Below are 23,099 nucleotides of genomic sequence, written 5' to 3'. Positions count from 1 at the left end.
GCGGCGCCGCGGCAAACACTTTCAACCGATGATCACGAATGCGCCCTTCGACCTCGATGACCTCCGCCTGGTGCAGCGCGTGGCCGGGACCGGCAGCCTGTCCGAGGCCGCGCGGGCGCTGGGGCTGACGCCGGCCGCGGCCAGCCGGCGGCTGGGGGTGCTGGAGGGGCGGATCGGCCAGCGCCTGTTCGCGCGGACCACGCGGCGGCTGCGTCCGACGGCGGAGGGCGAGGCCTTCCTGCCGCATGCCGACCGCGTGCTGGCCGCGGCGGCGGAGGCGGAGGCGGCGCTGGCCGGGGAAGGGGCTTCGGTGGCGGGCACGCTGCGGCTGACGGCGCCGGCGACCTTCGGGCGGAAGGTGCTGTCGCCCATGCTGGCGCGGCTGATGGCGGCGCATCCGGCGCTGTTGCTGGACCTGGTGCTGACGGATTCGGTGCTGGATCTGGTGGCGACGGGGCGGGATGCCGCGGTGCGGATCGCGCCGCTGCAGGGCCAGTCGCTGACCGCGCGGCGGCTGGCGCCGAACCGGCGCGTGCTCTGCGCCGCGCCATCCTACCTGGCGCGGCGGGGCGTGCCGGACAGCCGCGCCGCGCTGCCGCGCCATGATGCGCTGCTGCTGCAGGGGGTGGAGGGCTGGGCGCTGGTGCCGCCGGGCGGCGGGGCGGTGGACCGGGTGAGGCCGGCGGCCCGCATGGTCAGCAACAGCAACGAGGCGTTGCGGGAGGCCTGCCTGGCCGGGCTCGGCATCGGGCTGCATTCCACCTGGGATGTGGGGGAGCATCTGCGCCGGGGGGAGCTGGTGGCGCTGCCGGAAAGCCTGGGGGTGCCGGAAGCGCTGGGGATCTGGCTGGTCTTCCCCGGCGGGTCGCAGCCCGCGCGGCTGCGGGCGCTGGTGGCGCTGCTGGCGCGCGAATTCGCGCCGGTGCCGCCCTGGGAGCGGTAGGGCCGGGAACCGCCGGGTGGCGTGAACGTTCTGGCAACACAGGACGGAGGACCACCCATGGCGAAGCAGCCCGAGCCGATGGACGACAACCCCAAGACCAACCCCGACCCCGGGTCCAACACCATCAAGGACCCCGCGGATTGGACCACGGGCGACGAGGCGATGACCGGCGCGCAGGCCTCCTACCTGAAGACGCTGAGCGAGGAGGCCGGCGAGGAATTCGATTCCGGCCTGAGCAAGGCCGATGCCTCCAAGCGCATCGACGAGCTGCAGGCCAAGACCGGCCGCGGCCGGTAACCTCGCGGTCCAGGGTCCCGCCGGACCCTGGCGAGGGGGTTCCAGGGGGAGCAGCGCTCCCCCTGTCCCTCACGCGAAGGCGCGTTCCACCAGCGGCCCCGGCGCTGGCACGCTGGCGATTTCCCGGATGATCTTCCGCTTCACCGCCGTCTCGAATGCCTCGAAGCCCTCGGCGACCATGAGGAAGGCGCCGGGCCCCCCGATGACTTCCGTGCGGTAGTAGTCATCGAGCGGCGGCAGCCCCGCGGCCCAGGGGGTGGGGGTGCGGTCCAGCACGGCCAGGCCGTTGAGGACGATGCCTTTTTCCAGCGCGTCGGCGCGGGCGTCGGCGACCGGGCGGCCGGAGTTGTTCACGCCGTCGCCGGAGATGTCCACGACCTTGCGCGTGCCTTCGTAGCCGCGGCCGAAGAGGTTGGCGGCGTAGTCCATGGCGCCGGAGATGGAGGTGTAGAGCCAGGTGCGGCGGGGGGCGGCATCCACGGCGGCGGCGAAGCGTTCGCCGGCGGCGGGGCCATCGATCTTCATCCAGGGCACCATCATTTCCTGGATGTGCCAGTCGGACCAGGTGAACATCGTCACCGCGATCTGGCCGAGCGGCCCGCCGGCGATGCCTTCCAGCAGCTTGGGGTCGCGGAAGGCGGCGGCGTAGCCGTTGAACTGGAGTTCCTGTTCCACCTCATCGACCGATCGGCTGACATCGACGGCGAGGACGAGCTCGACATCGACGGGTTCCTGCGCCCGGGCGCTGCCGGTGCGGAGGATGAGCGGCGCGGCGAGTGCGCTGCCCATCAGGAGCCTTCTGCCCAGGGGCCGGTTCAAGGCGGTGCGGAGCGGGGAGGTGCTCACGTGCGGGTTCCTTCACCATGCTGGTGGCCGGTCTTGCACGTACCCTCCGCGGGTTAAGTAGGAGCGAATATGCTGCGTCGCAATGTGAGTTTTGCGGCGTTTTTTGGCAGTTGCGCGGTTATTGCCCATGCGGGGCGCGGTGGCGAAGAAGCTTGCACACCGCATGGGCAATGGCAGGAAGCCTTACCCTTTCCAGCGCGTATCGCCGATGGCGGGGATGGCATCGGCCCGGTCCCGCAGCGCCGCCAGCGCCGGGAATCGGCCCGCGGCGAAGTCCGGCAGCACGGAATCCGCGAAATCCAGCGCGCAGGTCACGGTGATGTCCGCCTGCGTCATCGCATCCCCGCACAGCCAGGGCTGGCCCTTCGCCAGCATGTCGAGCGCCGTGAAGCCGCCCGCGGCCTGGTCCAGCAGCTTCGCCGCCGCTTCCGGCCAGACGAATTCCGGCGGGCGGCGCTTCGTCTCCTGATAGGCGGCGACCAGCTTCTCCGTCGCGCCCACGGCCAGTGCCAGCGCGCGCAGCGCGGCGCGGCGGGGCGCGCCGGTGGCGGGAACCAGGGCGCGGCCGGGGCCGACCAGGTCATCGATCGCGTCCAGGATGGCGACGCTGTCCACCAGCACCTCCCCGTCATCCATCACCAGGGCGGGGACGCGGCCGAGCGGGTTGAGGGAGAGGATCTCCGCCCGCTGGTCCACCGTGCCGTAATGCCGCTGCTCATAGGGCAGGCCGAGCACGGCCAGGCTGGCGCCGACGCGGCGGACGAAGGGGGAAAGATTGCGGCCGATCAGGATCATGCGACGGTTTCCTCAGGTGTTTTCTTGGCGTGTTGCCGGCCACGAAAAAGGGGGGCGCCCTGCGGCACCCCCCCTTCCGTGTCGGGCCGTGAAGGTCCCGCGCTGGATCAGCGCAGGACGATCTCGACGCGGCGGTTCTGCGGCTCGCGCACGCCATCCGCCGTCGGGACGAGCGGGCGGCTCTCGCCGAAGGCCTGGATGGACATGGCGGAGCGCGCCACGCCACGGCGCTCCAGCTCCGCGGCCACGGCGGCGGCGCGGCGCTCGGACAGGCGCTGGTTGTACTGCGGCGTGCCGGAACGGTCGGCGTGGCCGGAGACCTCGATGCGCGTGGTGCCGGTGCGGCTGTTGGTGGCGGCCTCGGCGATGATCTGGCGGGCGCGGTCCGTCAGGTCGGCGCGGTCGAAGTCGAAGAACACCAGGAAGGTGCGGGCCGGGGCCGGGGCGGCGGCGGGCGTCGGGGCGACGACCGGGGCCGGGGCCGGGGCGGCGCCGAAGGCGTAGCGCAGGCCGATCAGCAGGCTGTGGTTGAAGTTGTCCACATCCGCCGTGCCACGGACGCCGGCGGAGGAACGGACATCGATCTCCGGCGGCTGCGTCGCCATGAAGCGGTACTCCGCCGTCACGGAGAGGTTGGCGTTGATCGGGAAGGCGGCGCCGACGATCGCCTGATAGGCGAAGCGGCCCTGGTCGCCATCGATGGTGAAGCCGGTGCCGGCCGCGTTGCGGGCGCGCACGCCCGAATACTCATGCCACTGGAAGCCAACGCCCGCGCCGATATACGGCTGGATGAAGGAACCCGCGCCGAGGTCGAAATCATAGAAGGCATTGGCCATCACGCCGTAGGAGCGGGCCTTGCCGTCGGTGCGCAGCGGGGTGCCGAGCACGCGGAAGCCGCTGGCGCCGTCCACCTCGTTCTCGCGGTAGCTGCCCTCGATTTCCGCGCGCAGGCCGTTGCCGTAGCCGTAGCCGAGGCTGAGGACGCCGACATAGCCGTAGTTGAACTCGACGGAGCCGTTGCGCTGCGGGCCGGTCAGGCCGGCCACCGCCGGGCCCTTCAGGTTGACGTCGGATTCCTGCAGCAGGTTCACGCCCGCGCCGGCGCCGATGTAGAAGCCCGTGACGGGCTGGGCCTGGGCCGCGAGCGGCAGCGCCAGCATGGTGGCGGCCAGGAGGGCCTTCCGGAAGGTCATTCGATCAATCTCCTTGATCACAGGTGCGTCGCACCCGACCGGACCACCTCATCGACGTGTGAACGCCGATGCCCCCGTCCAAGGCGGCTGCATGGGAACCAGACTAACATCGCCTGATCCGCGATGTCAGCGCGGTTGCAGCATATTCCTTGGTGTGGGCCCGAGGGGTGTGGCCGGAGGGCCACAGGCCCTTATGGCAAAACGGTCACAGCGGCGAGAGGTCGGCGGGATTCCGCGCCTCCGCGAGGGTGCCGAGCGGCAACAGGCGGTTGGCATGGCCGAGCTTGCGGCCCGGCCGGGCCTCCGCCTTGCCGTAGAGATGCAGCGCGACCTCCGGCATGGCGGCCAGGGCCGGCCAGGCGGCGAAGGAATCGGGGCCGACCAGGTTCTTCATCACGGCATCGTGGTGGCGGCCGGGATCGGGCAGGGGCAGGCCGGCGACGGCGCGCATATGCAACTCGAACTGCCCATGGGCGCAGGCATCCATGGTCCAGTGGCCGGAATTATGCGGCCGCGGCGCCATCTCATTGGCCAGCAGGGTGCCATCCGGCAGCAGGAACATCTCCAGCGCCAGGATGCCGACCAGGTCGAGCGCCGAGGCCAGCGCGGCGACATGGGCGCGGGCGGCGGCGGCGACCGGCGCCGGGACCAGGGCCGGGGCGAAGGAAAGGTCGAGGATGTGGTGGGCGTGCCGGTTCTCCACCGCGTCGAAGGTCACGACCTGGCCATCCGCGCCGCGCGCGGCGATGGCCGAGACCTCCTTCGCGAAGGGGATGAAGGCTTCGAGGATGAGGGGATGCGGCGCGAGGCGATCGAAGGCCGCGTCCGCATCGCCCGCGTCGCGCAGCACCGCCTGGCCGCGGCCATCATAGCCGAGGCGCGTCGTCTTCAGCACCGCGGGCAGGCCGAGTTCGGCGATCGCGGCATGCAGCGAGTCGCGGCTGATGATCTCCCGCCACGGCCCCACCGGGATGCCGGCCGATTCGAAAAAGCGCTTCTCCGCCACCCGGTCCTGGCCGATGCGCAGCGCGGCGACGCCGGGGCGGCAGGGGATGAGGGGGGCCAGGATGTCGAGCGTGGCGGCGGGGACGTTCTCGAACTCGAAGGTCACGACATCGACCGCGGCGGCGAAGGCGGCCAGCGCCGCGGCATCGCCATAGGGCGCCACGGTGCGGGCGGCGGCCACCTGCATGCCGGGGCTGTCATCCTCCGGCGCGAAGACATGCACGCGGTAGCCGAGCGCCGCCGCGGCCAGGGCCGACATGCGGCCGAGCTGCCCGCCGCCCAGGATGCCGATGGTGGCGCCGGGGGGCAGGGGGCCGGGGTGGGGGGACACGCTCACGCCGGGCTGTCCGGCACGGCGTCGGTGCGGGCGGCGCGCCAGGCGGCCAGGCGGGCGCCCAGCGCGGGATCGCCCAGCGCCAGGATGGCGGCGGCCAGCAGCCCCGCATTCAGCGCGCCGGCCTTGCCGATGGCCAGCGTACCGACCGGGATGCCGCCCGGCATCTGGACGATGGACATCAGGCTGTCCATGCCCTTCAGCGCGTGGCTTTCGACCGGCACGCCCAGCACGGGCAGGGTGGTGAAGGCGGCGACCATGCCGGGCAGATGCGCCGCGCCGCCGGCGCCGGCGATGATGACCTGGATGCCCCGCCCGGCCGCTTCCTTCGCATAGGCCACCATGCGGTCCGGCGTGCGATGGGCGGAGACGACGCGCGTCTCATGCGCCACATCCAGCGCCGCCAGCAGCTCCGCCGCGTGGCGCATCGTCTCCCAGTCGGAGGTCGAGCCCATGATGACGCCGACGCGGGGCGGGGCCCCGGCGGCACTCGCTTCGGTCATGGCAGGCCCTCAGGCGATGATGTCGGGGACGAGGCGGCCTTCGAGCCAGGCGATCTCGTCCTTCAGCTTCAGCTTGCGCTTCTTGAGGCGCTGCAGCTGCAGGGCATCGGTGCCGGCCTCGCTGAGCCGGGCGATGACGGTGTCGAGGTCCCGGTGCTCGCTCCGCAGCTCATGGAGGCGTCGGAAAAGGCTGTCGCGGTCGGCCTGCATGCGCCCCCTGGGTGCCGGTTGAAGAGGGAGTCCAGGGCCCTGAGGCGACGGTTGAGATAGTATGAACAACCGTCTCACATGACCCGGCGGTTCTCAAACATAGTGCTGGACCCTGCCGGGGGGCGGCATAACATGAGAGGCGCGGGCGCAGAAGGGACGGATGCGCGCCCCCGGTGCCTTGGTGCCGCCTTCCCTGTCTTGGTCCTTGGGATCGTGGCGCTGTCCGTGGCGCGGATCGTCCTGCCTTTGCCCCGCGTGGCAACGGACAAGGAACCTTGCGCATGGCTGAGGCAGCACGCATCCGATCCCTGGAGGAGCGGCACGCGACGCTGGAGGCACGGATCGCCGAGGAGGGATGTCGGCCGAAGCCGAACGACCTCGAGCTCGTCCGGCTGAAGCGGGAGAAGCTCCGCCTGAAGGAGGAGATGGAGAAGCTGCGAACGCGCCTGCACTGACGGGCCGCGTCATCCTCCCCCGCCAAGGCGGGGGAGGGCATCCGGTCAGGCCGCCTGGTCGTCCAGCGGCAGGGGCGGAGGGATGGGGCCGCCGCCATGGCGTTCCATCGCGATGCCCACCGCCTCGTTCAGCGCGGTCTGGGTGCAGAGGCCGAGCGTCACGGGATCCCGCGGCTTGATGTTCGGCGTGTTGGGATGCGTCTTGTCCCGCACCTTCGCGATCGTCTCCTTGGTGGTGGCGAGGAGCTTGACGATCTGCGGGTCCGACAGCTGGGGGTAGTTGCGCAGCAGCCAGGCGATGGCGTCCGGGCGCTCCGTCCGCTTCGCCACGGGGATGTAGCGGGCGCCCTTGCCGCGCTGCTTCGGCAGCGGCATCGAACGCTCGGTCAGCTGCAGCCGCGCGCCGGGGGAGGCCTCGCAACGGGCGATCTCCTCCCGCGTCAGCTGGTCATTCGCCACGGGGTCGTAGCCGACGATGCCCTGCGCCACCTCGCCATCGGCGATGGCCTGCACTTCCAGCGGGTGCATGCCGACGAAATCGGCGATCTGCTCGAAGGAGAGCGACGTCTTCTCGATCAGCCACACCGCGGTGGCCTTCGGCATCAGGGGCGTCTTCATGTTCTACCCTTTGGTGGTCGGGCCGCCGCCTGGGCACGCGGAAACGCGCGCCGGGGCGCCCGCGCCTCGTCGGCATCGGATATAGAGAGGGGGCCGGGCCGGGTCAAAGCCCGAGGGGAAAGGGGAGCAGGAATGATGGAGGAGGAGGGGCCGCGGCCCCAGAATCGGTTCCGGCCGCCGGTGATCGACAGCTGGGGCGTGGAGGAGCTGCGCGCCTATATCGCCGGGCTGCGGGAGGAGATCGCGCGGGCGGAACGCGAGATCGGCAAGCGGGAGGCGACGAAGGCGGCGGCGGCGGCCTTCTTCAAGCTGGGGCCGCAGGGGTAGGCGGGGCGGGTGGAACCCCACCCCCCGCAGGCGCGAGGGGTGGGGGAGGCGTCGGTCAGGCGGCCTGCTGGACCGCGGGACCCTCGTTCTGGATCGCCTTCGGCGCGCCGGACTGGATGGCGATCTTCCGGGGCTTCAGCGCTTCCGGCACCTGGCGGCGCAGCGCGACATGCAGCAGGCCATGCTGCAGGTCCGCACCCTCCACCACGATGTGGTCGGCCAGCACGAAGCGGCGTTCGAAGGCACGGCCGGCGATGCCGCGGTACAGCACGCGGCCATTGTCGGCCTGCGCCTGGGGCGCCTTGCCGGACACGGTCAGCGTGTTCTCATGCGCCACCACATCAATGTCCTCCGGCCCGAAGCCGGCGACGGCCATGGTCAGCACATAGCTGTCCTCGCCCGTCTTCTCGATGTTGTAGGGGGGGTAGCTGGACCCCTCGGCCGCGGCGCGGGCGGTTTCCGCCAGGCGGGCCATGCGGTCGAAGCCGATGGCGGAGCGGAAGAGGGGGGCGAAGTCGAGCGTGTTCATAGTCGGACCTCCTGCGGGAGCAAGGTCGTTGCACGGCGGATCCGAGGGGGTGTGACGGCCCCCGATGCCGGGCGACCTGGACCCCTGGTCCGCGCCGTCGGCCCCGATCGGGCACCGCCGGCAGCGCAGGAGTTAAGCAGGCGGCAAGGGTGGTTCAAGGGGGGTGGCGGACGCGAAAAAGCGCGCCCCGGTGGCCCGGCGGCGCGCTCCATCCTGCCCGGAAACCGCGGCGGGTCGCCCCGCCGCGCGATCCTCAGCCCGCCTTGCGGACGCCGAGGCCGGCGAACTTCTTGTTGAACTTGGCGATCTGGCCGCCCGTGTCCATCACGCGCTGCTGGCCGGTCCAGGCCGGGTGGGACTTCGGGTCGATGTCGAGGCGCATCGTGTCCCCTTCCTTCCCGTAGCAGGACCGGGTGGTGAAGGTCGTGCCATCCGTCATGATGACGTTGATGGTGTGGTACTCGGGATGGATGTCGGGCTTCATCGGTCCGCCGCTCATACAGAAGGTCCCGCCGACGGTGACCGGCAGGCACAGGGAAGGCGCGCTATAGGGGAGGGCGCCGCGCCGCGCAACCTTCATGCCGGGCCGGCGCCCCCCGGGGTTGATCCGCGCCGCCGCCCGGCGCCATAGCGGGGGGGAAGCAGGACGACGCGCATGAACCAGGCCATCTCCCCCTCCGATTCCGGGCGCCCGCTCAACATCCTCTCGATCCAGTCCTGGGTCTCCTACGGCCATGTGGGCAATGCCTCCGCCGTCTTCCCGCTGCAGCGGCTGGGGGCGGAGGTCTGGGCGGTGAACACGGTCCAGTTCTCCAACCACACGGGCTATGGCGCCTGGCGCGGCAGCGTCTTCGGGGCGGAGCTGATCCAGGAGCTGGTGGAGGGAATCGCGGAGCGCGGCGCCCTGCCGCGCTGCGATGCCGTGCTGTCCGGCTACATGGGCGCGGCCGGGATCGGGGAGGCGATCCTCTCCGCCGCCCTGCGCGTGAAGGCGGCCAACCCGGCCGCCATGTATTGCTGCGACCCCGTGATCGGCGATGTCGGGCGCGGCATCTTCGTCCGCCCCGGCATCCCCGAATTCATGCGCGACCGCGCCATCCCGGCGGCCGACATCATCACCCCCAACCAGTTCGAGCTGGAATGGCTGGCGGGCGCCACCGTCACGACGCTGGAGGAGGCGAAGGCGGCGGTGCGCGCGCTGCAGGCCCGCGGGCCGCGCTGCGTGCTAGTGACCTCCCTTCGCGTCGAGGATACGCCCGCCGACGCCATGGACCTGCTGGCGGCGGATGGCGGCCAGTTCTGGCGCCTGCGCACGCCGCTGCTGCCGGTGAACGTCAATGGCGCGGGCGATGCCATCGCGGCCCTCTTCCTGTTCCACCGCCTGCGCTGGGGGGAGGCCTCCGTCGCGCTCTCCGCCGCCGCCTCCTCCATCCACGGGCTGCTGCGCCGCACGGCGGAAGCCGGCAGCCGGGAGATCCTGACCGTCGCGGCGCAGGAGGAATTCGTCACGCCGAGCCGCGTCTTCCGCGCCGAGGCGTGCTGACCTCCGTCGATTCTGGTTAACGCCGCGCGGCCTCCCCGATTAAGCTGCCGGTTGCGCAAGGTTGTTGAGCCGGGCGCGATCAATCGGGGGCGGGACGGATCATGGCAGGGCTGCGCGTGGGTGGCGGATTCGCGCCGCTGCTGGGCTGCCTCGCCCTTGTCGCGACGGAGGCCGCCGCCCAGGACGGGACCTGGAACGGCGTCAGCAGCGGGGATCTGGGGTCGGCCAGCAACTGGGTGCCCGATTCGGTGCCGACCGGCACGGCGACCTTCGGCGCCACGGGCACGACCAGCGTCTTCATCGAAGCCTCCCAATCCTTCGGCACCCTGGCCTTCGAGGCCGGGGCGCCGGCCTATGCCATCACCCTCGATGGCGGCTTCGGCAATGACGTCGCGCTCACGCTGAATGGCGGGGGCATCGCCAATGCCTCGGACTTCGCGCCTTCCATCCTGCTGAGCCCGGTGGATGCCAGCGGCCCGGTGCGGCTGCTGCTGACCAATGGCGCGAGCCTCGGCAATGCCGCGGTCAGCGGCGGCTCGGCCGGGCCGACGCTGCTGCAGCTCTCCGGCACCGCCAGCGCCGGCACCGCGACCATCGACGGCGTGCCCATCGCGCTGCTGGGCGCCGCCACGCTGGGCAACGCCACCGTCACCAACGCGGCCGCCATCGACGTCAACATGACCGGGCCGGCGGGCACGGCGAGCCTCGGCAATGCCAGCATCGGCATGGCGCCGGGCGGGCTGCTGCGCGTGGGCTCCGGCGGGTCGCTCGGCACGGCGACGATCACGCTGGGCGGCGGCGGCAGCGCGCTGCAGGTCTTCGGCAGCGCCACGGGTGGCGACGCCCGGGTCAACCTGGTGGCGGGCAGCGCCCTGCGCATGGGCAGCGCGGCCAGCCCGATGGCGGCCTTCACCCTCGGCACGCTGTCCGCCACCGGCGGCACGATCGAGACCTTCGGCACGGGCACGCTGACGATCCTGCGGGTGGAGGGCGGGGCGCTGCCGGTGGACATCACCGGCACCGGCAACCTGGTCTTCGTCGATGAGGATACGCGGGTGCTGACCGGCACCAGCAGCCTGACCGGCCTCATCACCGTGCAGGGCGGGTCGCTGACCGTCGGCAACGGGGGCACCACCGGCAGCATCGCGGGCAATGTCGCGCTGGCCGGGCGCACCGTGCTGGGCTTCAACCGCTCCGATGCCGTGACCTATGGCGGCACGATCAGCGGCGCCGGCGGCCTGGTGAAGCAGGGCGGCGGGGCGCTGACCCTGACCGCGGCGCAGGGCTTCACGGGCGCGACGCAGATCCTGGGCGGGTCCCTGCTGCTGTCCGGGGCCGGGTCCATCGCCAGCAGCGCGGTCAGCGTCGGCGCGGGGACGAGCTTCGACATCTCCGGCGTCACCCTGCCCGGCACCAGCATCGCTGGGCTGTCCGGCGCCGGCACGGTGCGCCTGGGCGCCAGCCAGCTGGCCGTGACGGGCGGCAGCGGCACCTTCGCCGGCAGCATCACCGATGGCGGGGTGGAGGGCGGGACGGGCGGGCGGTTGCTGATCGACAACGGCGCGCGGCTGACCCTGTCCGGCATCAGCACCCATACCGGCACCACCACCGTGCGGTCGGGGGCCCTGCTGGTGAATGGCAGCATCGCCTCCCCGGTCTCGGTGGAGGCGGGGGGCCTGCTCGGCGGCACGGGGACGGTGGGGTCCACCACGGTGGCGGGCACCATCTCCCCGGGCAATTCCATCGGCACGCTCAGCGTGGCGGGCAACCTGGTGCTGCAGCGCGGGTCCGTGACGGTGATGGAGGTGCAGGGCGCGGCGGCGGACCGCATCAACGTGACCGGCACCGCGACGCTGGCGGGCACGCTGCGCCTGGTGCCGATCGGCACCAGCTTCAGCTTCAACACCCCCTTCGTGCTGGTGAACGCCACGGGCGGGCGGACCGGCGCCTTCGATGCGGTGCTCACCCAGGGCAGCTTCGGCGCCGGCGTGAACCCGCTGATCGCGCTGACGCCGACCGGCGTGTCGCTGGTGCTGCAACCCCAGGCGCTGACGCCGACCCTGGCACCGGACACGCCCACCAACGTGGTCAACGTCGTCACCGCCATCGACACGCGCGGCGGCGACGCCAACCCCTTCTTCAACGTGCTGAACGCGCCCGCCGGCCAGACCCGCGCCGCCACCAACCAGCTGACCGGGGAGGTCGGGACGGCGCCGGCGGCCATCACGCGGCAGGCCGCGTCCCAGTTCCTGGCGGCGATGCTGGACGGGTCGCGGCTGCGGCGGGGGGAATGGTCCTCCGACCAGCCCTATTCCGTCTGGGTCGCGGCGCTGGGCGGCTATGGGCGCAATGCCGGGGAAGGGGCGGTGGGCTCCGCCACGCGGCAGACCCGCAATGCCGGCAGCGCGGTCGGCACCGACATGCGGCTCGGCGCCGGCACCACCCTCGGCTTCGCCCTGGCGGGCGGGCAGGGGGAGGCGACGCTGGATGGCGGGCTCGGCCGCGCGAGCGGGGAGGTGGTGCAGGGCGGCCTCTTCGGCTCCCACTGGTTCGGGCCGCTCTTCCTGGGCTTCGCCGGCAGCCATACGCGGATGGAGGCGGATACCAGCCGGTCGCTCAGCTACCTGAACGGCGCCGCGCGGGCGGAGACGGTGCCGCAGACCTGGTCCACCCGGATCGAGGCCGCCTATGAGATGGCGAAGATCGGCGCCTTCACCCCCATCCCCGCCTTCGCCTACCAGGGCCATTGGACCCGCAGCGACGGCTATGCGGAAACCGCCACGGGCGGCGCGGCGGCGGCGGCGCTGACGGTGCGGCCCAGCACCCAGGCGACGACGCGGACCGAGATCGGCCTGGGCGGCGAATACGAGGTCGGCCGGTCCAACCTGCTGGGCCGGTCGCTCGGCCTGAACCTGCGGCTGGTGGGGCGGCTGGCCTGGGCGCATTACCTGGACCGGGAGGCGGGCATGCTCTCCAACTTCGCGGGGGAGCGCAGCACCAGCTTCGTGGCGACGGGCGCGCGGCCGGACCGGAACGCGGCGCTGGTGGGGGCGGGGGTGGAGCTGACGCTGGCCGACCGCATCACCCTGCACAGCCGGATGGAGGGCGAGTTCGGCGGCAACGTGACCAGCCTGGGCGGCACGGCGCGGCTGCGCTACGAATTCTGAGCGCCTGGACGGGGCCGTTCCGAATCCTGTCTTTTTCGTGACACCCCATTAATCATTCTTGGATGTCTTTTCATCATCCTGCATATCAGGCATGCTCATCACGAGCGGGAGAGCAGGATTGGCAGAGATCTGGGAGGATTGGGGCTCACTCGCCTATCTCGGTGTGTTCCTGTGGGCGTTCCTCGAAGGCGAGACCTTCGTGATCGCGGCGGCGGCGGTGGGTGCCGCGACCGGCCTGATCGATCCCTGGATGCTGATGGTCTCGGCCTGGCTCGGATCCTTCTGCGGGGACCAGTGCTGGTTCTACCTCGGCTGGAAATTCGGCCCCCGACTGCTGGAAAAGCGGCCCAAGGCGCGGGCGCATTTCGAACGCGCGGCCGTGCTGCTGCACCGCTACGGCACCGCCTTCATCCTCAGTTTCCGCTTCCTCTACGGCATCCGCAACGTGGCGGCCGCGGCCTGCGGCATGGCGGGGCTGTCCTATCGCCGCTTCGCGCTGCTGAACTTCATCGGCGCCGGCGTCTGGGCCTCCTCCTTCGTCGCCGCGGGCTGGTTCCTGGGCGCCTGGCTGGGGGCGGAGAACATCTTCTGGGCGATCGGCGCCGTGGCCTTCAGCGTGCTGGGCTTCTTCCTGGTGCGCTGGTGGCTCCGCCGGCGCCGGGCCGCTGTCCAGCCCACCTGACACCCGCAACCGGGGCGCGAGTTGCGGCAATCCCGGGTTGTGACACCCAGATGACGGCGATGAAAGAAGGCCCGGGCGGCATGAACGCCCGGGCCTTCCCGTTTCAGCTCGGCTCGATCCCGGCGGCGCGGATCAGGCCCTGCCAGGTCTCGCTGTCGGCGGCGAGCTGCGCGGCGAAGGCTTCCTCGCTGGTCGGGCGGGGCGTCAGGCCGCGCTTGGCGAATTCCGCCACGATCTCCGGCTCCGCCAGCACCTGGCGGATGACGTCGCCCAGGCGCTGGCGGATCGGCGCCGGCGTCGCGCGCGGCACCAGGATGCCGTCCCAGTTCAGCACCTCGTAGCCCGGCAGCCCGGCCTCGATCATCGTCGGCACCTCCGGCAGTTCCGGCGCCCGGCCGCGGGTGGAGACGCCCAGCGCCCGGATGGTGCCGGCGGCGATATGGGTGGTGACGGTGCCCATGGGGGAGAAGGAGAAGTCATGCTCCCCGGCGACCAGCCCCAGCATCTGCGGCCCGCCGCCGCGATAGGGGACGGGGACGGTGCGGGTGCCCGCGATCTTGTCCAGCAGGATGCCGCAGAGATGGCCGGGCGATCCGACGCCGCCGGTGCCGTAGGTGATGGTGTCCGGCCGCGCCTTCGCCGCCGCCACCAGCTCCGCCACGCTGCGCCAGGGGCGGGATGCCGGGACGACCAGCACATTGGTCGCGTTGAAGATCAGCGACAGCGGCGCCAGGTCGTTCACGGGGTGGAAGGGCATCTGCCGCACCAGCGCCGGGTTCACCGCCAGCGTGCCGATATTGGCGGAGACGAGGGTGGTGCCATCCGGCGCGCTCCTCGCCGCGGCTTCCGCCGCCAGGTTGCCGCCGGCGCCGGCGCGGTTGTCCACCACGACGGACTGGCCGAGCAGTGCCGAAAGCCTGGGCTGGATGATGCGAACGGCGGCATCGGAGGCACCGCCGGGCGGGAAGCCGATCAGCAGGCGGATCGGGCGGTCCGGCGCCCAGGGCGCGGCCTGGGCGCGCGCCAGGGCAGGGGTGAGAAGGGGCGCGGCAAGGGTGCCGAGCAGCAGGCGGCGTCGCATCATCAGGCGTCTCCCGGAAGGCGGGCCCGCCAGCGCGGGTCCCATGCCCCCGCCAGCAAATCCCGCGCCGCGGCTAGTTCACATAGGCCCGGCTGTTGTCCTGGCCTTCCGCGGCGCCGGGATGGGCGGCGGGGTCCGGGCGGTGGCGCAGCAGGTCCCGCAGCCCGACCAGGCCGATCAGCCTTCCATCCGCCGCGCAGACGGGCAGGTGGCGCAGATCGCCTTCCGCCATCAGCGCGATGGCGTCGGCCACGCTGGTATCGGGCAGGACGGAGATGGGGGTGCGGCGCATCGCATCCTCCGCCGCCAGGCCACGGATGCCGGCGCGGCGTTCGGCGACGATGCGGACGATGTCGAATTCGGAGAGCAGGCCGATGGCATTGCCGCCGCGGTCCTGCACCACCACGGCGCCGATGCGGTGCGCGGCGATCAACCTCGCGGCTTCCGCCACCGGACTTTCCGGCGTCACCGAGATGACCCCATGGCTCGTCAGCCGCAAGACGGCTTCGATGTTCATGGTGATGAGCGCTCCCTGCGCCGGTCCTTGGTGTGCGTTCCCCTCCGCCCAGCGCATATCGGGAGGGTTCACGCTTCCGCAATGTTCGGGTCTGTCGATTTCCGGCGGAAATCTCGAGGGATGGGTATCAGTGCAGCCGGACGGGCGGCCGCGCGGCGGAGCGGCGATCGCCATCCGTCGCGCCGCGGTGGTGGACGAGGTCGGCCAGGCCGAGGATGCCGACCAGCACGCCCCCGCCATCCACCACCGGCAGGTGGCGCTGCGCGCCATCGGCCAGCAGCTCGATCGCGGCGGGGATGGAGGTGTCCGGCCCGACCAGCACCGGGTCGCGCAGCATCAGCGCGGCGACGTCGAGCCCCGCGACGCCGCGCGGCCGCACCGCGACGGCGCGGACGATATCGGCTTCCGACAGCAGGCCGAGGATGCCGCCCGCGCCATCGCGCACCAGCAGCGCGCCGATGCCATGGCCCGCGAGCAGCCGCGCGGCATCGCCCGCCGTGGTGTCCGGCCGGACGCTGATGACGGCGTTTCCTTTGTGACGCAGCACATTGGCCACGGAGGGGGCGATCGACATGGTCCGGGGTCCTTCCCTGCGAACGATGCTGTCGCCTTGCTCAACCGCGGGCGGTGTATCCTTCCGCGTCACCGGTTTGCAACATCGATTCAGGCCCCCGCGGTGCGGCTGCCCGCCGGCGCCACCGGGCCGGCGATGGACATCGCATCCAGCGCGCGCCGCACCGTGCCATCGGCCTTGGCGCTTTCGATGAAGGCGGTGGCCCAGGCGTGGGAGAGCGGCCGGTTGCGCGGCACGACGATGGCGGTGCCGAGCGCGTGGAAATGCCCGTCCAGGATCCGCGCGCCGGGCAGGCGGGGCAGCAGGCTGTCCAGCGATTCGCGCCCCAGCGCCACGCCATCGACCTCCCCCCGCGCGATCGCGGCCATCACCTGGTCCAGGCTGGCGGCGGCGGTGTGGGTGGCCTGCGGCGCGTGGCGCTGGCTGGCGCGGATGGTGGTGGTGTTGGCGACGCCCCAGAGGCGGATGCCGGGCGTGTTCGCCTGCGCAACGCTGATGAGCGGGCTGCCCGCCGGCGCCAGGTAGGTGCTGGTGGAGAGGTAGTAGTCCGGCCCGAAATCGAGCCGCGCCACGCGCTCCGCATCGACCGGCATGAAGGAGAGGTCCCAGCGCGGCTCGGCGATGGCACCGGCCTCCACCACCTCGCCGGAGGAGTTCAGCAGCAGCAGGTCGAGCGGCACGCCGAGGCGGTTCGCGGCTTCCTGCGCCAGCGCCACGGTCACGCCGCGCGCCGAGCCATCGGGCTGGCGCATGGCCCAGAAGGCGGAGGCCGCGGGGCCGACGCCGATGCCGACGCGGAGCCGCCCGGTGGGGAGGAGCTGCGCCCGCGTCGCGGCATCGGCGGGCTGGGCGAAGGCCCCAGGGAGAAGGATGGGCCGCGCGGCGGCAAGCGCGGCGGCGGCCAGCAGGCTGCGTCGGAGCATGGCGGTTCCTCCCGGTGGTGTTGCGCGCAGCATGGCCGCGCGCGGCGCGGTCAGGAAGCCCGCCCGGCGGGCAGGGCATAGCCCAGCGTGTCGAGGAGCAGGTCGCGCAGCCCGATGGGGTTCGTCAGGTGGTGCCTGCGTGAGAGGCCGACGATCGCGGTCTGGTGGTCCACCCAATTGTAGTCCACCAGCACCGGCAGGGTGATCACCGCCCTGCGCACCATGGTCGAGCGCGCCAGCAGGCGCTCGCCCTCCTCATCGGGCAGCGTGACCTCGAAGCGCGTCACCAGGCGGCGGCTAAGCCGGTCATCGGGCAGCCGCGCCTCCGTCACCGACAGCCGGGGGGAGGGCGCCCATGCCTCATCCGCCACCGTGACGACGCAGGGGATGGCGGGCCGGCAGGCCCCGGGCGGGGCAGCGGCGTAGGTGACGCTCCGCGGCGGTGCATCCGGCGCCTGCCAGGTGATGCGCAGCCGATCCACCTGGCCGGAGCGCAGCAGCCCCTCGCACAGCGCGTCGCAGCGCGCATCCAGGAAGGGCTGCGGCGTGCCGCGTTCCGCGACCGGGGCCACGGCGATCTCCAGCCGCCGCGGCGCCGCGCCCTCCAGCCGCCCGGCGACGTCCTCCGCGCGCAGGGCCACGGCCTCCCGCTCCGCCACCAGGCGGGAGGCGATGCCCGGCGGGATGGCCAGGGCCGCGAGGAGGGCCGCGGCCAGCAGCAGCGCCGGGCGCCGCCGCCCCGTGAGCCGCGCTACCAGGAAGGCGGGCCACCACACCGCCAGGGCCAGGGCGGCGTTCAGCGCCACCAGCAGCAGCGCGCCGATGGCCGGCATGAAGGTCATCAGCACCGTCGGCAGGAAGGGGCCGAGCAGGGCCGGGACGGAGGCGAGGATCGCCACCGCATGGACGATGGCGAAGGGCAGCAGCGCATCCCGCCCGCAGCCCAGCTTCAGCACCTTCAGCGGCAGCGCGACCATCACGGTGGCGGGAATGATGGCCAGCAGCCCCAGCCCGATGACCTGTGCGACCTGCCAGGGCAGGCCGAACCACTTGGCCTCGGCCAGGATCAGGAAGGCCAGGATCACGCCGGCGACGGCCACGACCAGGTCGCGCAGCCCGTCCAGCAGGTCCGGCTTCGCGCCGGGGGCGGGGGTGGGCGGAGGAAGGATCGGGTGCATGGATGGCTCCTTGAACAACGTTCAATGCGCTATGCCATCGTCCTGAACGATGTTCAATCGTTTTCTGAACGGCGTTCAACTGCTATGCTGCCGCCCATGTCCACCGCCGACCGCCACGCCGCGCTGCGCGCCGCCCTGACCGACATCGCCGAGCGCCGGATCGCCGAGGGCGGCCTCGCCGCGCTGAAGGCGCGCGACCTGGCGAAGGAGGCCGGGTGCTCCCTCGGCGCCATCTACCTCCACTTCCCGGACCTCGACGCGCTGATCTACGCCGTGCAGGCGCGGACGCTGGGCCTGCTGGATGCGGCGGTGGCCGCCGCCGCCGGGCAGGGGGAGGACCCGGCGCGGCAGCTGCTCGCCCTCTCCCTCGCCTATCTCGACTGGGCGGCCGCGCATCGCCCGCGCTGGGCCGCGCTGTTCGAACACCGCCTGCCGCCGGATGCCGCGGTGCCGGAGGCCTACCGCGCCCAGCGCGCCCGGCTGTTCCGCCATGTGGAGGGGCCGCTCGCCGCCCTGGTGCCGCGGGCGGCGGCGCCGGCGCGGCAGGCGCTGGCGCGCACCATCTTCGCCGCCGTGCACGGCATCGTCGCCCTCGGCCTCGAGGAGAAGCTGGAGGAGACGCCGCTGCCCGACCTCCGCGCGCAGCTCACCGCGGTGGTGCTGGCCCTGGCCAAGGGCATCGACGCCTAGGAAGCGAACTGCGCCTCATGCAGGCGGCGATACGGCCCGGGGCGCGCCAGCAGGTCCTGATGCGTGCCCTGCTCCGCGATGCCGTCCTCCGTCACCACCACGATGCGATCGGCATCCCGGATCGTCGCCAGGCGATGGGCGATGACGAAGGTGGTGCGGCCCTCCGCCAGCTCCGTCAGCGCCTGCTGGATCGCCCGCTCCGTCTCCGTGTCCAGCGCGCTCGTCGCCTCATCCAATATGAGGATCGGCGGGTTCATCAGGAAGATGCGCGCGATCGCCATGCGCTGCTTCTGCCCGCCGGAAAGCTTCACGCCCCGTTCCCCGATCAGCGTGTCCAGCCCCTGCGGCATCGCCTCGATCAGCGCATCCAGCCGCGCGCGCCGCGCCGCCTGCATGATCTCCGCGTCCGACGCCCCAAGCCGGCCATAGGCGATGTTCTCCCGCATCGTGCCGGCGAAGAGGAACACATCCTGCTGCACCAGGCCGATCTGCGCCCGCAGGGACGCCAGCGTCATCCGCCTGATGTCGATGCCATCGATGGTGATGCGGCCTTCCTGCACATCGTAGAAGCGCGGCAGCAGCGAACAGAGCGTCGTCTTGCCCGCGCCGGAAGGCCCGACCAGCGCCACCGTCTCCCCGGCCCTCACCGAGAGGTCGATGCCGCGCAGCACCGGCCTCGCGGGGTCGTAGCCGAAGCCCACGCCCTCCAGCCGCACATCGCCGCGCAGCGCGGGGGCGGGGGTGGCATCCGGCGCATCGGTGATATCCGGCTTCGTCGCCATCAGCTCCAGGTAGCTGCTGAAGCCGGCGATGCCCTTGGGATAGGTCTCGATCACCGCGTTGATCTTCTCGAGCGGCCGGTAGAACACGTTCACCAGCAGCAGGAAGGCGACGAAATCGCCGATGGTGAGGCTGCCCGCCACGATGAAGGCGGCACCCGCCAGCATCACCACCAGCTGCACCAGCCGCATGCCGAGGTAGTTGAAGGTCGTGCCGATCGCCATGATGCGATAGGCGTCGAGCTTGGTGCGCTGGTAGCCCGCATTGTCCGCCGCAAACAGGCGCCGCTCATGCGCCTCGTTGGCGAAGGCCTTGACCACGCGGATGCCGCCGACCGCTTCCTCGATCCGCGCATTGAAGGCGCCGACGCGGCGGAACTGGGCCTGCCAGTTGCCCGTCATCCGCCCGCCGAAATGCGCGACGGCCCAGCCCACCACGGGCACGATCAGCGCCGTCAGCAGCGCCAGCCACGGATTGACCATCACCATCAGCGCGAAGGCGCCGGCGAAGGTCAGGGCGGCGATCAGCAGATCCTCCGGCCCGTGATGCGCGACCTCCCCGATATCCTCCAGGTTCTTGGTGACGCGGCCGACCAGGTGGCCCGTCTTCTGCTCATCGTAGAAGCGGTGCGACAGGCGCAGCAGGTGATCGAAGGCGCGGGCGCGCAACTCCGTCTCGATCGCGATGCCGAGCACATGACCCCAATAGGTCACCACCGCCATCAGCGCCGCATTCAACGCATAGACCGCGAGCAACCCCGCGATGGCCAGCACCACCACCTGCATGTCCTGCCGCGGCAACAGGTGATCGATGAAGGCCCGCACCGCCATCGGGAAGAACAACTCCAGCAACCCAGACGCCGCGGCACAGCCGAAGGCGATCAACACCAGCCGGAGATGCGGGCGGTAGAAACGGGCGAACTGGCGGACCATGAGGGGGCGATACACCCGGGCATGCGCCGGGTGCAAACGGGTTGTCGTGCGAGAGGGACGCCGTCCCTCTCGCGCTCTCCCTGCCAGGGTCCGGCGGGACCCTGGACCGCGAGGCTATTGGTCGATGGAGGGAGGGGCATGGCGGGCCCGAGGGTAACGCGGTCGCGCCGCGCCCCTCCCTCCATCGACCAATCTCATGGGTTCCAAGGGGCCGCTGCCCCTTGGCGGGTGGGGCGCGGGGAGGCCGGAGCCCTCCTCGCAGACACCTTGTCAGCCCCGGCGCACGTTCAGCGGCAGTGTCATCCCCTTCTGGATCCCCGTCAGCCCGCGGCGCCAGGCGGCGTCGATGAAGTACTGGCCGAGGGGGATGTAGGGCACGTCCTGCCAGACCGCGGCCTGCACGCGGCGCGCGATGGGGCGCTGGGCCTCGAGCGTCGGGGCGGCGAGCCATTCGTCGCGCAGCGCTTCCAGGGTGGGGCTGGTGGGCCAGCCGAACCAGGCCTGGCGGCCGTTGCCGCGCATCAGCGGGTGGACGCCGGGGTTGGCCAGGTCCACGCCGCCGAACAGCACGATCAGCGCGTTCCACCCGCCCTGGCCGGGCGGGTTCTGGTTGGCGCGGCGCTGCAGGACGGTGGCCCAGTCGCTGGTGGCGCTTTCCGCGTTCAGGCCGCTGCGCTTCATCACGTCGGTCAGCAGCGTGGTCAGCGTGTTGTTGTTGGTGACGTCGGTCGGGTGCAGGACGGTGACGGGGGTGTTGGCATAGCCCGCGGCGCGCAGCGCGTCCCGCGCGCGGTCGGTGCTGCGCGGGCTGGTGAGGGCGGTGATGCCTTCGTCATTGGCGAGGGGCGAGGCGCTGGGGAAGGCGCCGATGCCATCGGACCAGAGGCGCCGGTCGTTGCCCATGATGGCGGTCATGAAGTCCGATTGCTGGATGGAATGCAGCAGGGCGCGGCGGATGGCGGGGTCGTCGAAGGGCGGGTGCAGCTGGTTGAAGCGGAGATGCGCGACCAGGCCGCCGGTATCGACGCGGTCCACCACCACGTCGCGGTGCCGCGCCAGCACGCCGCGCAGGTCGGGCGCCACCTGTTCGTACATGTCTATCTCGCCGGATTGCAGCGCGGCGGCGGCGGTGCCGGCATCGGGGATCCAGTTGAAGACCACGCGTTCGAAATGCGCGAGCTTGGCGCCGCCGAGCAGGCTGGGCGCGGCGGGGTTCGGGACATAGCCCTCGAAGCGCTGGTACACGGCCCGCGCGCCGGAAAGGCGTTCCGCCGCCACCCATCGATAGGGGCCGGAGCCCACGACTTCCGTGAAGGGCCGCGCCGGATCGACCGTCGCGAAGCGTTCGGGGAAGATGAAGCAGGCATAGGAGCTGGGCTTGCCGAGTGCTTCCAGCATCGGGCCGAAGCGCTGCTTCAGGCGGATCTCGAAGCGGCGGTCATCCAGTGCCGTGATCGATTCCGTGCGGTCCCGCAGCGTCTGGCCCAGCGTGTCGCGCGCCCACCAGCGCTGGATGGAGGCGACGGCATCGCGCGCGCGGACCGGTTCGTTGTCGTGGAACCTCACGCCCTCGCGCAGCGTGAAGGCCCAGCGCAGCCCGTCATCCTCCACCGTGTGGCCGGCGGCCAGCTGCGGGCGGATGGCGAAGTTCTCGTCCGGGCCATAGAGCGTGTCCCAGCACATATGGCCGTGGTTGCGCACGCCGTAGCTCGTCGTGCTCATGGGATCGATCGAGGTGACGTCCGCCTGCGGCATGTAGCGCAGCGTGGTGGCGGCGCTGCCCTGGGCGAGGGCGGGAGCGGCAGGAAGCCCAAGGGTGGCGGTCGAGGCGGCGGCGAGGCCGGTCAGCAGGCTGCGGCGGCGCATGGGATTCTCCCGGGCGATGAAGGCCGCAGGATGCCGGGCCTTGCCCAGCCCGCGCAATGCCGCGCATGATCCCCCATCAGGTCGAGGTTGGGAGAGAAGATCATGGCCCTGTTCGTTCCGCGCCGCGCCGCGCTGCTGGGTGCGGCCGCCGCCATTGCCGCGCCCTTCGTGCGGACCGCGCAGGCGCAGCAGACCTTCGAATTCGTGGCGGGGTCGGTCGGCGGCGGATGGTACACCATTGCGGCCGGCTTCTCCTCCCTGGTGGCGGAGGAGAATCCGGACATCCGGCTCCGCGTCGTGCCGGGCGGCGGCCTGGCCAATTCCACCCGCGTCAACAACAACCAGTCCCAGGTCGGCTTCGGCATCGATGCCTTCGCCGCCGCCGCCCGCCGGGGCGAGGAGCCGTATACGGCGAAGCACGAGAACATCTCCTCGCTCGGCGTCGGCTACAGCCCGACCGAGCACAACCTGATCCGCCGCGCCGATGCGGGGCCGGAGGGGATGCGGGAGATCCTGACCCAGCGCGGGCTGCGCATCGCCTGCCCGCAGCGCTCCAGCACGGATGAGATGACGCTGCAGCGCATCCTGCGCTTCCTCGGCACCAGCCCCGACGCGATCCGCAATTCCGGCGGCCGCTACCTCAACGGGTCCTATGCGGACATCGCCGCGGCCTACAATGACGGCCAGGTGGACTACCTCTACTGCGCGCTCGCCAAGCCCGCCGCCATCCTGACCGAGATCGGCCAGGGCCGCCGCGCGACGCGGATGGTGGCGTGGCCGGAGGACGTGCGGAAGCACCTGCAGGACGTCTATGCCTACAACCAGGGCCTGCTGCCGGCGAACACCTATCCGGGCCTCGGCCAGACGCAGGACATGATGGTGACGACGATGGACACCGTCATCATGGTCCACAACTCGCTGCCGGAGCCCGTGGCCTATGGCATCACGCGCACCCTGATCAAGCATGCCGGGCCGCGGCTGACGCAGATCCACGCCAGCTGCGCCGCCTTCAACCCGCGGGAGGCCTGGAAGTACAACGGCCTGCCGCTGCACCCCGGCGCCGCGCGTGCCTTCCGCGAAGCGGGCGTGATGCCGGCGGCCTGAAGGGCCA

25 protein-coding genes are annotated in these 23,099 nt (G+C 71.8%); 9 read left to right on the top strand and 16 right to left on the bottom strand.

Going from position 1 to position 23,099, the window contains the following annotated elements; genetic code table 11:
- Nucleotides 1-28 precede the first annotated feature (28 nt).
- Both JJI54_RS28935 and JJI54_RS28930 read left to right on the top strand, forming a co-directional pair.
- Complete coding sequence (locus tag JJI54_RS28935) at nt 29-943, top strand: LysR family transcriptional regulator (RefSeq protein WP_203076905.1); 915 nt, start codon at nt 29-31, stop codon at nt 941-943.
- A 57-nt stretch (nt 944-1,000) separates the two neighbouring features.
- Complete coding sequence (locus JJI54_RS28930) at nt 1,001-1,240, top strand: DUF3072 domain-containing protein (protein WP_203076904.1); 240 nt, start codon at nt 1,001-1,003, stop codon at nt 1,238-1,240.
- Between the two features lie 69 nt (nt 1,241-1,309).
- Here JJI54_RS28930 and JJI54_RS28925 read toward each other — a convergent pair whose 3' ends face one another.
- The 6 genes from JJI54_RS28925 to JJI54_RS28900 all read right to left on the bottom strand — a co-directional run bounded on the left by JJI54_RS28925 (nt 1,310) and on the right by JJI54_RS28900 (nt 6,126).
- Nucleotides 1,310-2,029 carry a DUF1194 domain-containing protein gene (locus tag JJI54_RS28925; RefSeq protein WP_203076903.1) on the bottom strand — a complete coding sequence of 240 codons (720 nt, stop codon included), beginning with the start codon at nt 2,027-2,029 and terminating at the stop codon, nt 1,310-1,312.
- 240 nt (nt 2,030-2,269) lie between these two features.
- Nucleotides 2,270-2,881, bottom strand: a complete 612-nt coding sequence (locus JJI54_RS28920) for a glutathione S-transferase family protein (RefSeq protein ID WP_203076902.1) — start codon at nt 2,879-2,881, stop codon at nt 2,270-2,272.
- A 107-nt stretch (nt 2,882-2,988) separates the two neighbouring features.
- Nucleotides 2,989-4,074: an OmpA family protein gene (locus JJI54_RS28915; RefSeq protein WP_203076901.1), complete on the bottom strand. Its 1,086-nt coding sequence runs from the start codon at nt 4,072-4,074 to the stop codon at nt 2,989-2,991.
- A gap of 205 nt (nt 4,075-4,279) precedes the next feature.
- Entirely contained in the window at nt 4,280-5,416 is a 1,137-nt protein-coding gene (locus JJI54_RS28910) for a 5-(carboxyamino)imidazole ribonucleotide synthase (protein ID WP_318987605.1), read from the bottom strand.
- Nucleotides 5,413-5,916 (bottom strand): 5-(carboxyamino)imidazole ribonucleotide mutase, encoded by a 504-nt coding sequence (gene purE / locus JJI54_RS28905; protein ID WP_203076900.1) that lies wholly within the window; start codon nt 5,914-5,916, stop codon nt 5,413-5,415. The genes JJI54_RS28910 and purE overlap by 4 nt, the downstream gene beginning before the upstream one ends.
- Before the next feature lie 9 nt (nt 5,917-5,925).
- Entirely contained in the window at nt 5,926-6,126 is a 201-nt protein-coding gene (locus JJI54_RS28900) for a YdcH family protein (RefSeq protein ID WP_203076899.1), read from the bottom strand.
- A 281-nt stretch (nt 6,127-6,407) separates the two neighbouring features.
- Between JJI54_RS28900 and JJI54_RS28895 the strand changes: the two genes are divergently transcribed.
- The gene (locus JJI54_RS28895) at nt 6,408-6,581 is read left to right on the top strand and encodes a YdcH family protein (RefSeq protein WP_092962146.1); all 174 of its coding nucleotides are present in this window, start codon (nt 6,408-6,410) and stop codon (nt 6,579-6,581) included.
- Nucleotides 6,582-6,626: 45 nt separating this feature from the next.
- Here the strand turns inward: JJI54_RS28895 and JJI54_RS28890 are convergent, their stop codons facing one another.
- Nucleotides 6,627-7,199: a cell cycle transcriptional regulator TrcR gene (locus tag JJI54_RS28890; protein WP_203076898.1), complete on the bottom strand. Its 573-nt coding sequence runs from the start codon at nt 7,197-7,199 to the stop codon at nt 6,627-6,629.
- A 132-nt stretch (nt 7,200-7,331) separates the two neighbouring features.
- On the opposite strand from JJI54_RS28890, the gene JJI54_RS28885 reads away from it, so the two are divergent.
- The gene (locus JJI54_RS28885) at nt 7,332-7,526 is read left to right on the top strand and encodes a DUF1192 family protein (RefSeq protein WP_203076897.1); all 195 of its coding nucleotides are present in this window, start codon (nt 7,332-7,334) and stop codon (nt 7,524-7,526) included.
- 55 nt (nt 7,527-7,581) lie between these two features.
- Here the strand turns inward: JJI54_RS28885 and JJI54_RS28880 are convergent, their stop codons facing one another.
- Both JJI54_RS28880 and rpmE read right to left on the bottom strand, forming a co-directional pair.
- The gene (locus JJI54_RS28880) at nt 7,582-8,055 is read right to left on the bottom strand and encodes an Hsp20 family protein (RefSeq protein WP_203076896.1); all 474 of its coding nucleotides are present in this window, start codon (nt 8,053-8,055) and stop codon (nt 7,582-7,584) included.
- A gap of 253 nt (nt 8,056-8,308) precedes the next feature.
- Nucleotides 8,309-8,539, bottom strand: a complete 231-nt coding sequence (rpmE, locus tag JJI54_RS28875) for a 50S ribosomal protein L31 (protein ID WP_203076895.1) — start codon at nt 8,537-8,539, stop codon at nt 8,309-8,311.
- A 171-nt stretch (nt 8,540-8,710) separates the two neighbouring features.
- Here rpmE and pdxY point away from each other — a divergent pair, with 171 nt between their 5' ends.
- The 3 genes from pdxY to JJI54_RS28860 all read left to right on the top strand — a co-directional run bounded on the left by pdxY (nt 8,711) and on the right by JJI54_RS28860 (nt 13,447).
- Nucleotides 8,711-9,598 carry a pyridoxal kinase PdxY gene (gene pdxY / locus JJI54_RS28870; RefSeq protein WP_203076894.1) on the top strand — a complete coding sequence of 296 codons (888 nt, stop codon included), beginning with the start codon at nt 8,711-8,713 and terminating at the stop codon, nt 9,596-9,598.
- A gap of 101 nt (nt 9,599-9,699) precedes the next feature.
- The gene (locus tag JJI54_RS28865) at nt 9,700-12,765 is read left to right on the top strand and encodes an autotransporter outer membrane beta-barrel domain-containing protein (RefSeq protein ID WP_203076893.1); all 3,066 of its coding nucleotides are present in this window, start codon (nt 9,700-9,702) and stop codon (nt 12,763-12,765) included.
- A 118-nt stretch (nt 12,766-12,883) separates the two neighbouring features.
- Complete coding sequence (locus JJI54_RS28860) at nt 12,884-13,447, top strand: DedA family protein (protein ID WP_203076892.1); 564 nt, start codon at nt 12,884-12,886, stop codon at nt 13,445-13,447.
- A 103-nt stretch (nt 13,448-13,550) separates the two neighbouring features.
- Here JJI54_RS28860 and JJI54_RS28855 read toward each other — a convergent pair whose 3' ends face one another.
- From JJI54_RS28855 to JJI54_RS28835, 5 genes are all read right to left on the bottom strand, one after another.
- Nucleotides 13,551-14,531, bottom strand: coding sequence for a Bug family tripartite tricarboxylate transporter substrate binding protein (locus JJI54_RS28855; protein ID WP_203076891.1), 981 nt, complete (start codon nt 14,529-14,531; stop codon nt 13,551-13,553).
- Between the two features lie 70 nt (nt 14,532-14,601).
- Complete coding sequence (locus JJI54_RS28850) at nt 14,602-15,045, bottom strand: CBS domain-containing protein (protein ID WP_203076890.1); 444 nt, start codon at nt 15,043-15,045, stop codon at nt 14,602-14,604.
- A 127-nt stretch (nt 15,046-15,172) separates the two neighbouring features.
- Nucleotides 15,173-15,619 carry a CBS domain-containing protein gene (locus JJI54_RS28845; protein WP_203076889.1) on the bottom strand — a complete coding sequence of 149 codons (447 nt, stop codon included), beginning with the start codon at nt 15,617-15,619 and terminating at the stop codon, nt 15,173-15,175.
- A gap of 89 nt (nt 15,620-15,708) precedes the next feature.
- The gene (locus JJI54_RS28840; RefSeq protein ID WP_203076888.1) at nt 15,709-16,542 is read right to left on the bottom strand and encodes a transporter substrate-binding domain-containing protein; all 834 of its coding nucleotides are present in this window, start codon (nt 16,540-16,542) and stop codon (nt 15,709-15,711) included.
- Between the two features lie 50 nt (nt 16,543-16,592).
- Entirely contained in the window at nt 16,593-17,720 is a 1,128-nt protein-coding gene (locus JJI54_RS28835; protein WP_203076887.1) for a hypothetical protein, read from the bottom strand.
- 96 nt (nt 17,721-17,816) lie between these two features.
- Between JJI54_RS28835 and JJI54_RS28830 the strand changes: the two genes are divergently transcribed.
- The gene (locus JJI54_RS28830) at nt 17,817-18,410 is read left to right on the top strand and encodes a TetR/AcrR family transcriptional regulator (protein WP_203076886.1); all 594 of its coding nucleotides are present in this window, start codon (nt 17,817-17,819) and stop codon (nt 18,408-18,410) included.
- Here JJI54_RS28830 and JJI54_RS28825 read toward each other — a convergent pair.
- Together JJI54_RS28825 and JJI54_RS28820 are read right to left on the bottom strand one after the other, a co-directional pair.
- Entirely contained in the window at nt 18,407-20,137 is a 1,731-nt protein-coding gene (locus tag JJI54_RS28825) for an ABC transporter ATP-binding protein (RefSeq protein WP_456305620.1), read from the bottom strand. The two genes, JJI54_RS28830 and JJI54_RS28825, sit on opposite strands and share 4 nt — an antisense overlap.
- A gap of 255 nt (nt 20,138-20,392) precedes the next feature.
- Nucleotides 20,393-21,988: an ABC transporter substrate-binding protein gene (locus JJI54_RS28820; RefSeq protein ID WP_203076885.1), complete on the bottom strand. Its 1,596-nt coding sequence runs from the start codon at nt 21,986-21,988 to the stop codon at nt 20,393-20,395.
- A 102-nt stretch (nt 21,989-22,090) separates the two neighbouring features.
- Between JJI54_RS28820 and JJI54_RS28815 the strand changes: the two genes are divergently transcribed.
- Nucleotides 22,091-23,092, top strand: coding sequence for a TAXI family TRAP transporter solute-binding subunit (locus JJI54_RS28815; protein ID WP_203076884.1), 1,002 nt, complete (start codon nt 22,091-22,093; stop codon nt 23,090-23,092).
- The last annotated feature ends 7 nt before the right edge of the window (nt 23,093-23,099 follow it).

The organism is Falsiroseomonas ponticola (assembly GCF_016805305.1).
Taxonomy (GTDB): domain Bacteria; phylum Pseudomonadota; class Alphaproteobacteria; order Acetobacterales; family Acetobacteraceae; genus Falsiroseomonas; species Falsiroseomonas ponticola.
The sequence above is the reverse complement of the archived record's forward strand: the minus strand, read 5'-3'. Positions and strand labels throughout refer to the sequence as shown.

Coding starts and splice junctions, on each gene's coding strand:
- JJI54_RS28935 (WP_203076905.1), top strand. CDS start 29: ATGATCACGAATGCGCCCTTCGACCTCGATGACCTCCGCCTGGTGCAG.
- JJI54_RS28930 (WP_203076904.1), top strand. CDS start 1,001: ATGGCGAAGCAGCCCGAGCCGATGGACGACAACCCCAAGACCAACCCC.
- JJI54_RS28925 (WP_203076903.1), bottom strand. CDS start 2,029: ATGGGCAGCGCACTCGCCGCGCCGCTCATCCTCCGCACCGGCAGCGCC.
- JJI54_RS28920 (WP_203076902.1), bottom strand. CDS start 2,881: ATGATCCTGATCGGCCGCAATCTTTCCCCCTTCGTCCGCCGCGTCGGC.
- JJI54_RS28915 (WP_203076901.1), bottom strand. CDS start 4,074: ATGACCTTCCGGAAGGCCCTCCTGGCCGCCACCATGCTGGCGCTGCCG.
- purE (WP_203076900.1), bottom strand. CDS start 5,916: ATGACCGAAGCGAGTGCCGCCGGGGCCCCGCCCCGCGTCGGCGTCATC.
- JJI54_RS28900 (WP_203076899.1), bottom strand. CDS start 6,126: ATGCAGGCCGACCGCGACAGCCTTTTCCGACGCCTCCATGAGCTGCGG.
- JJI54_RS28895 (WP_092962146.1), top strand. CDS start 6,408: ATGGCTGAGGCAGCACGCATCCGATCCCTGGAGGAGCGGCACGCGACG.
- JJI54_RS28890 (WP_203076898.1), bottom strand. CDS start 7,199: ATGAAGACGCCCCTGATGCCGAAGGCCACCGCGGTGTGGCTGATCGAG.
- JJI54_RS28885 (WP_203076897.1), top strand. CDS start 7,332: ATGATGGAGGAGGAGGGGCCGCGGCCCCAGAATCGGTTCCGGCCGCCG.
- JJI54_RS28880 (WP_203076896.1), bottom strand. CDS start 8,055: ATGAACACGCTCGACTTCGCCCCCCTCTTCCGCTCCGCCATCGGCTTC.
- rpmE (WP_203076895.1), bottom strand. CDS start 8,539: ATGAAGCCCGACATCCATCCCGAGTACCACACCATCAACGTCATCATG.
- pdxY (WP_203076894.1), top strand. CDS start 8,711: ATGAACCAGGCCATCTCCCCCTCCGATTCCGGGCGCCCGCTCAACATC.
- JJI54_RS28865 (WP_203076893.1), top strand. CDS start 9,700: ATGGCAGGGCTGCGCGTGGGTGGCGGATTCGCGCCGCTGCTGGGCTGC.
- JJI54_RS28855 (WP_203076891.1), bottom strand. CDS start 14,531: ATGATGCGACGCCGCCTGCTGCTCGGCACCCTTGCCGCGCCCCTTCTC.
- JJI54_RS28850 (WP_203076890.1), bottom strand. CDS start 15,045: ATGAACATCGAAGCCGTCTTGCGGCTGACGAGCCATGGGGTCATCTCG.
- JJI54_RS28845 (WP_203076889.1), bottom strand. CDS start 15,619: ATGTCGATCGCCCCCTCCGTGGCCAATGTGCTGCGTCACAAAGGAAAC.
- JJI54_RS28840 (WP_203076888.1), bottom strand. CDS start 16,542: ATGCTCCGACGCAGCCTGCTGGCCGCCGCCGCGCTTGCCGCCGCGCGG.
- JJI54_RS28835 (WP_203076887.1), bottom strand. CDS start 17,720: ATGCACCCGATCCTTCCTCCGCCCACCCCCGCCCCCGGCGCGAAGCCG.
- JJI54_RS28830 (WP_203076886.1), top strand. CDS start 17,817: ATGTCCACCGCCGACCGCCACGCCGCGCTGCGCGCCGCCCTGACCGAC.
- JJI54_RS28820 (WP_203076885.1), bottom strand. CDS start 21,988: ATGCGCCGCCGCAGCCTGCTGACCGGCCTCGCCGCCGCCTCGACCGCC.
- JJI54_RS28815 (WP_203076884.1), top strand. CDS start 22,091: ATGGCCCTGTTCGTTCCGCGCCGCGCCGCGCTGCTGGGTGCGGCCGCC.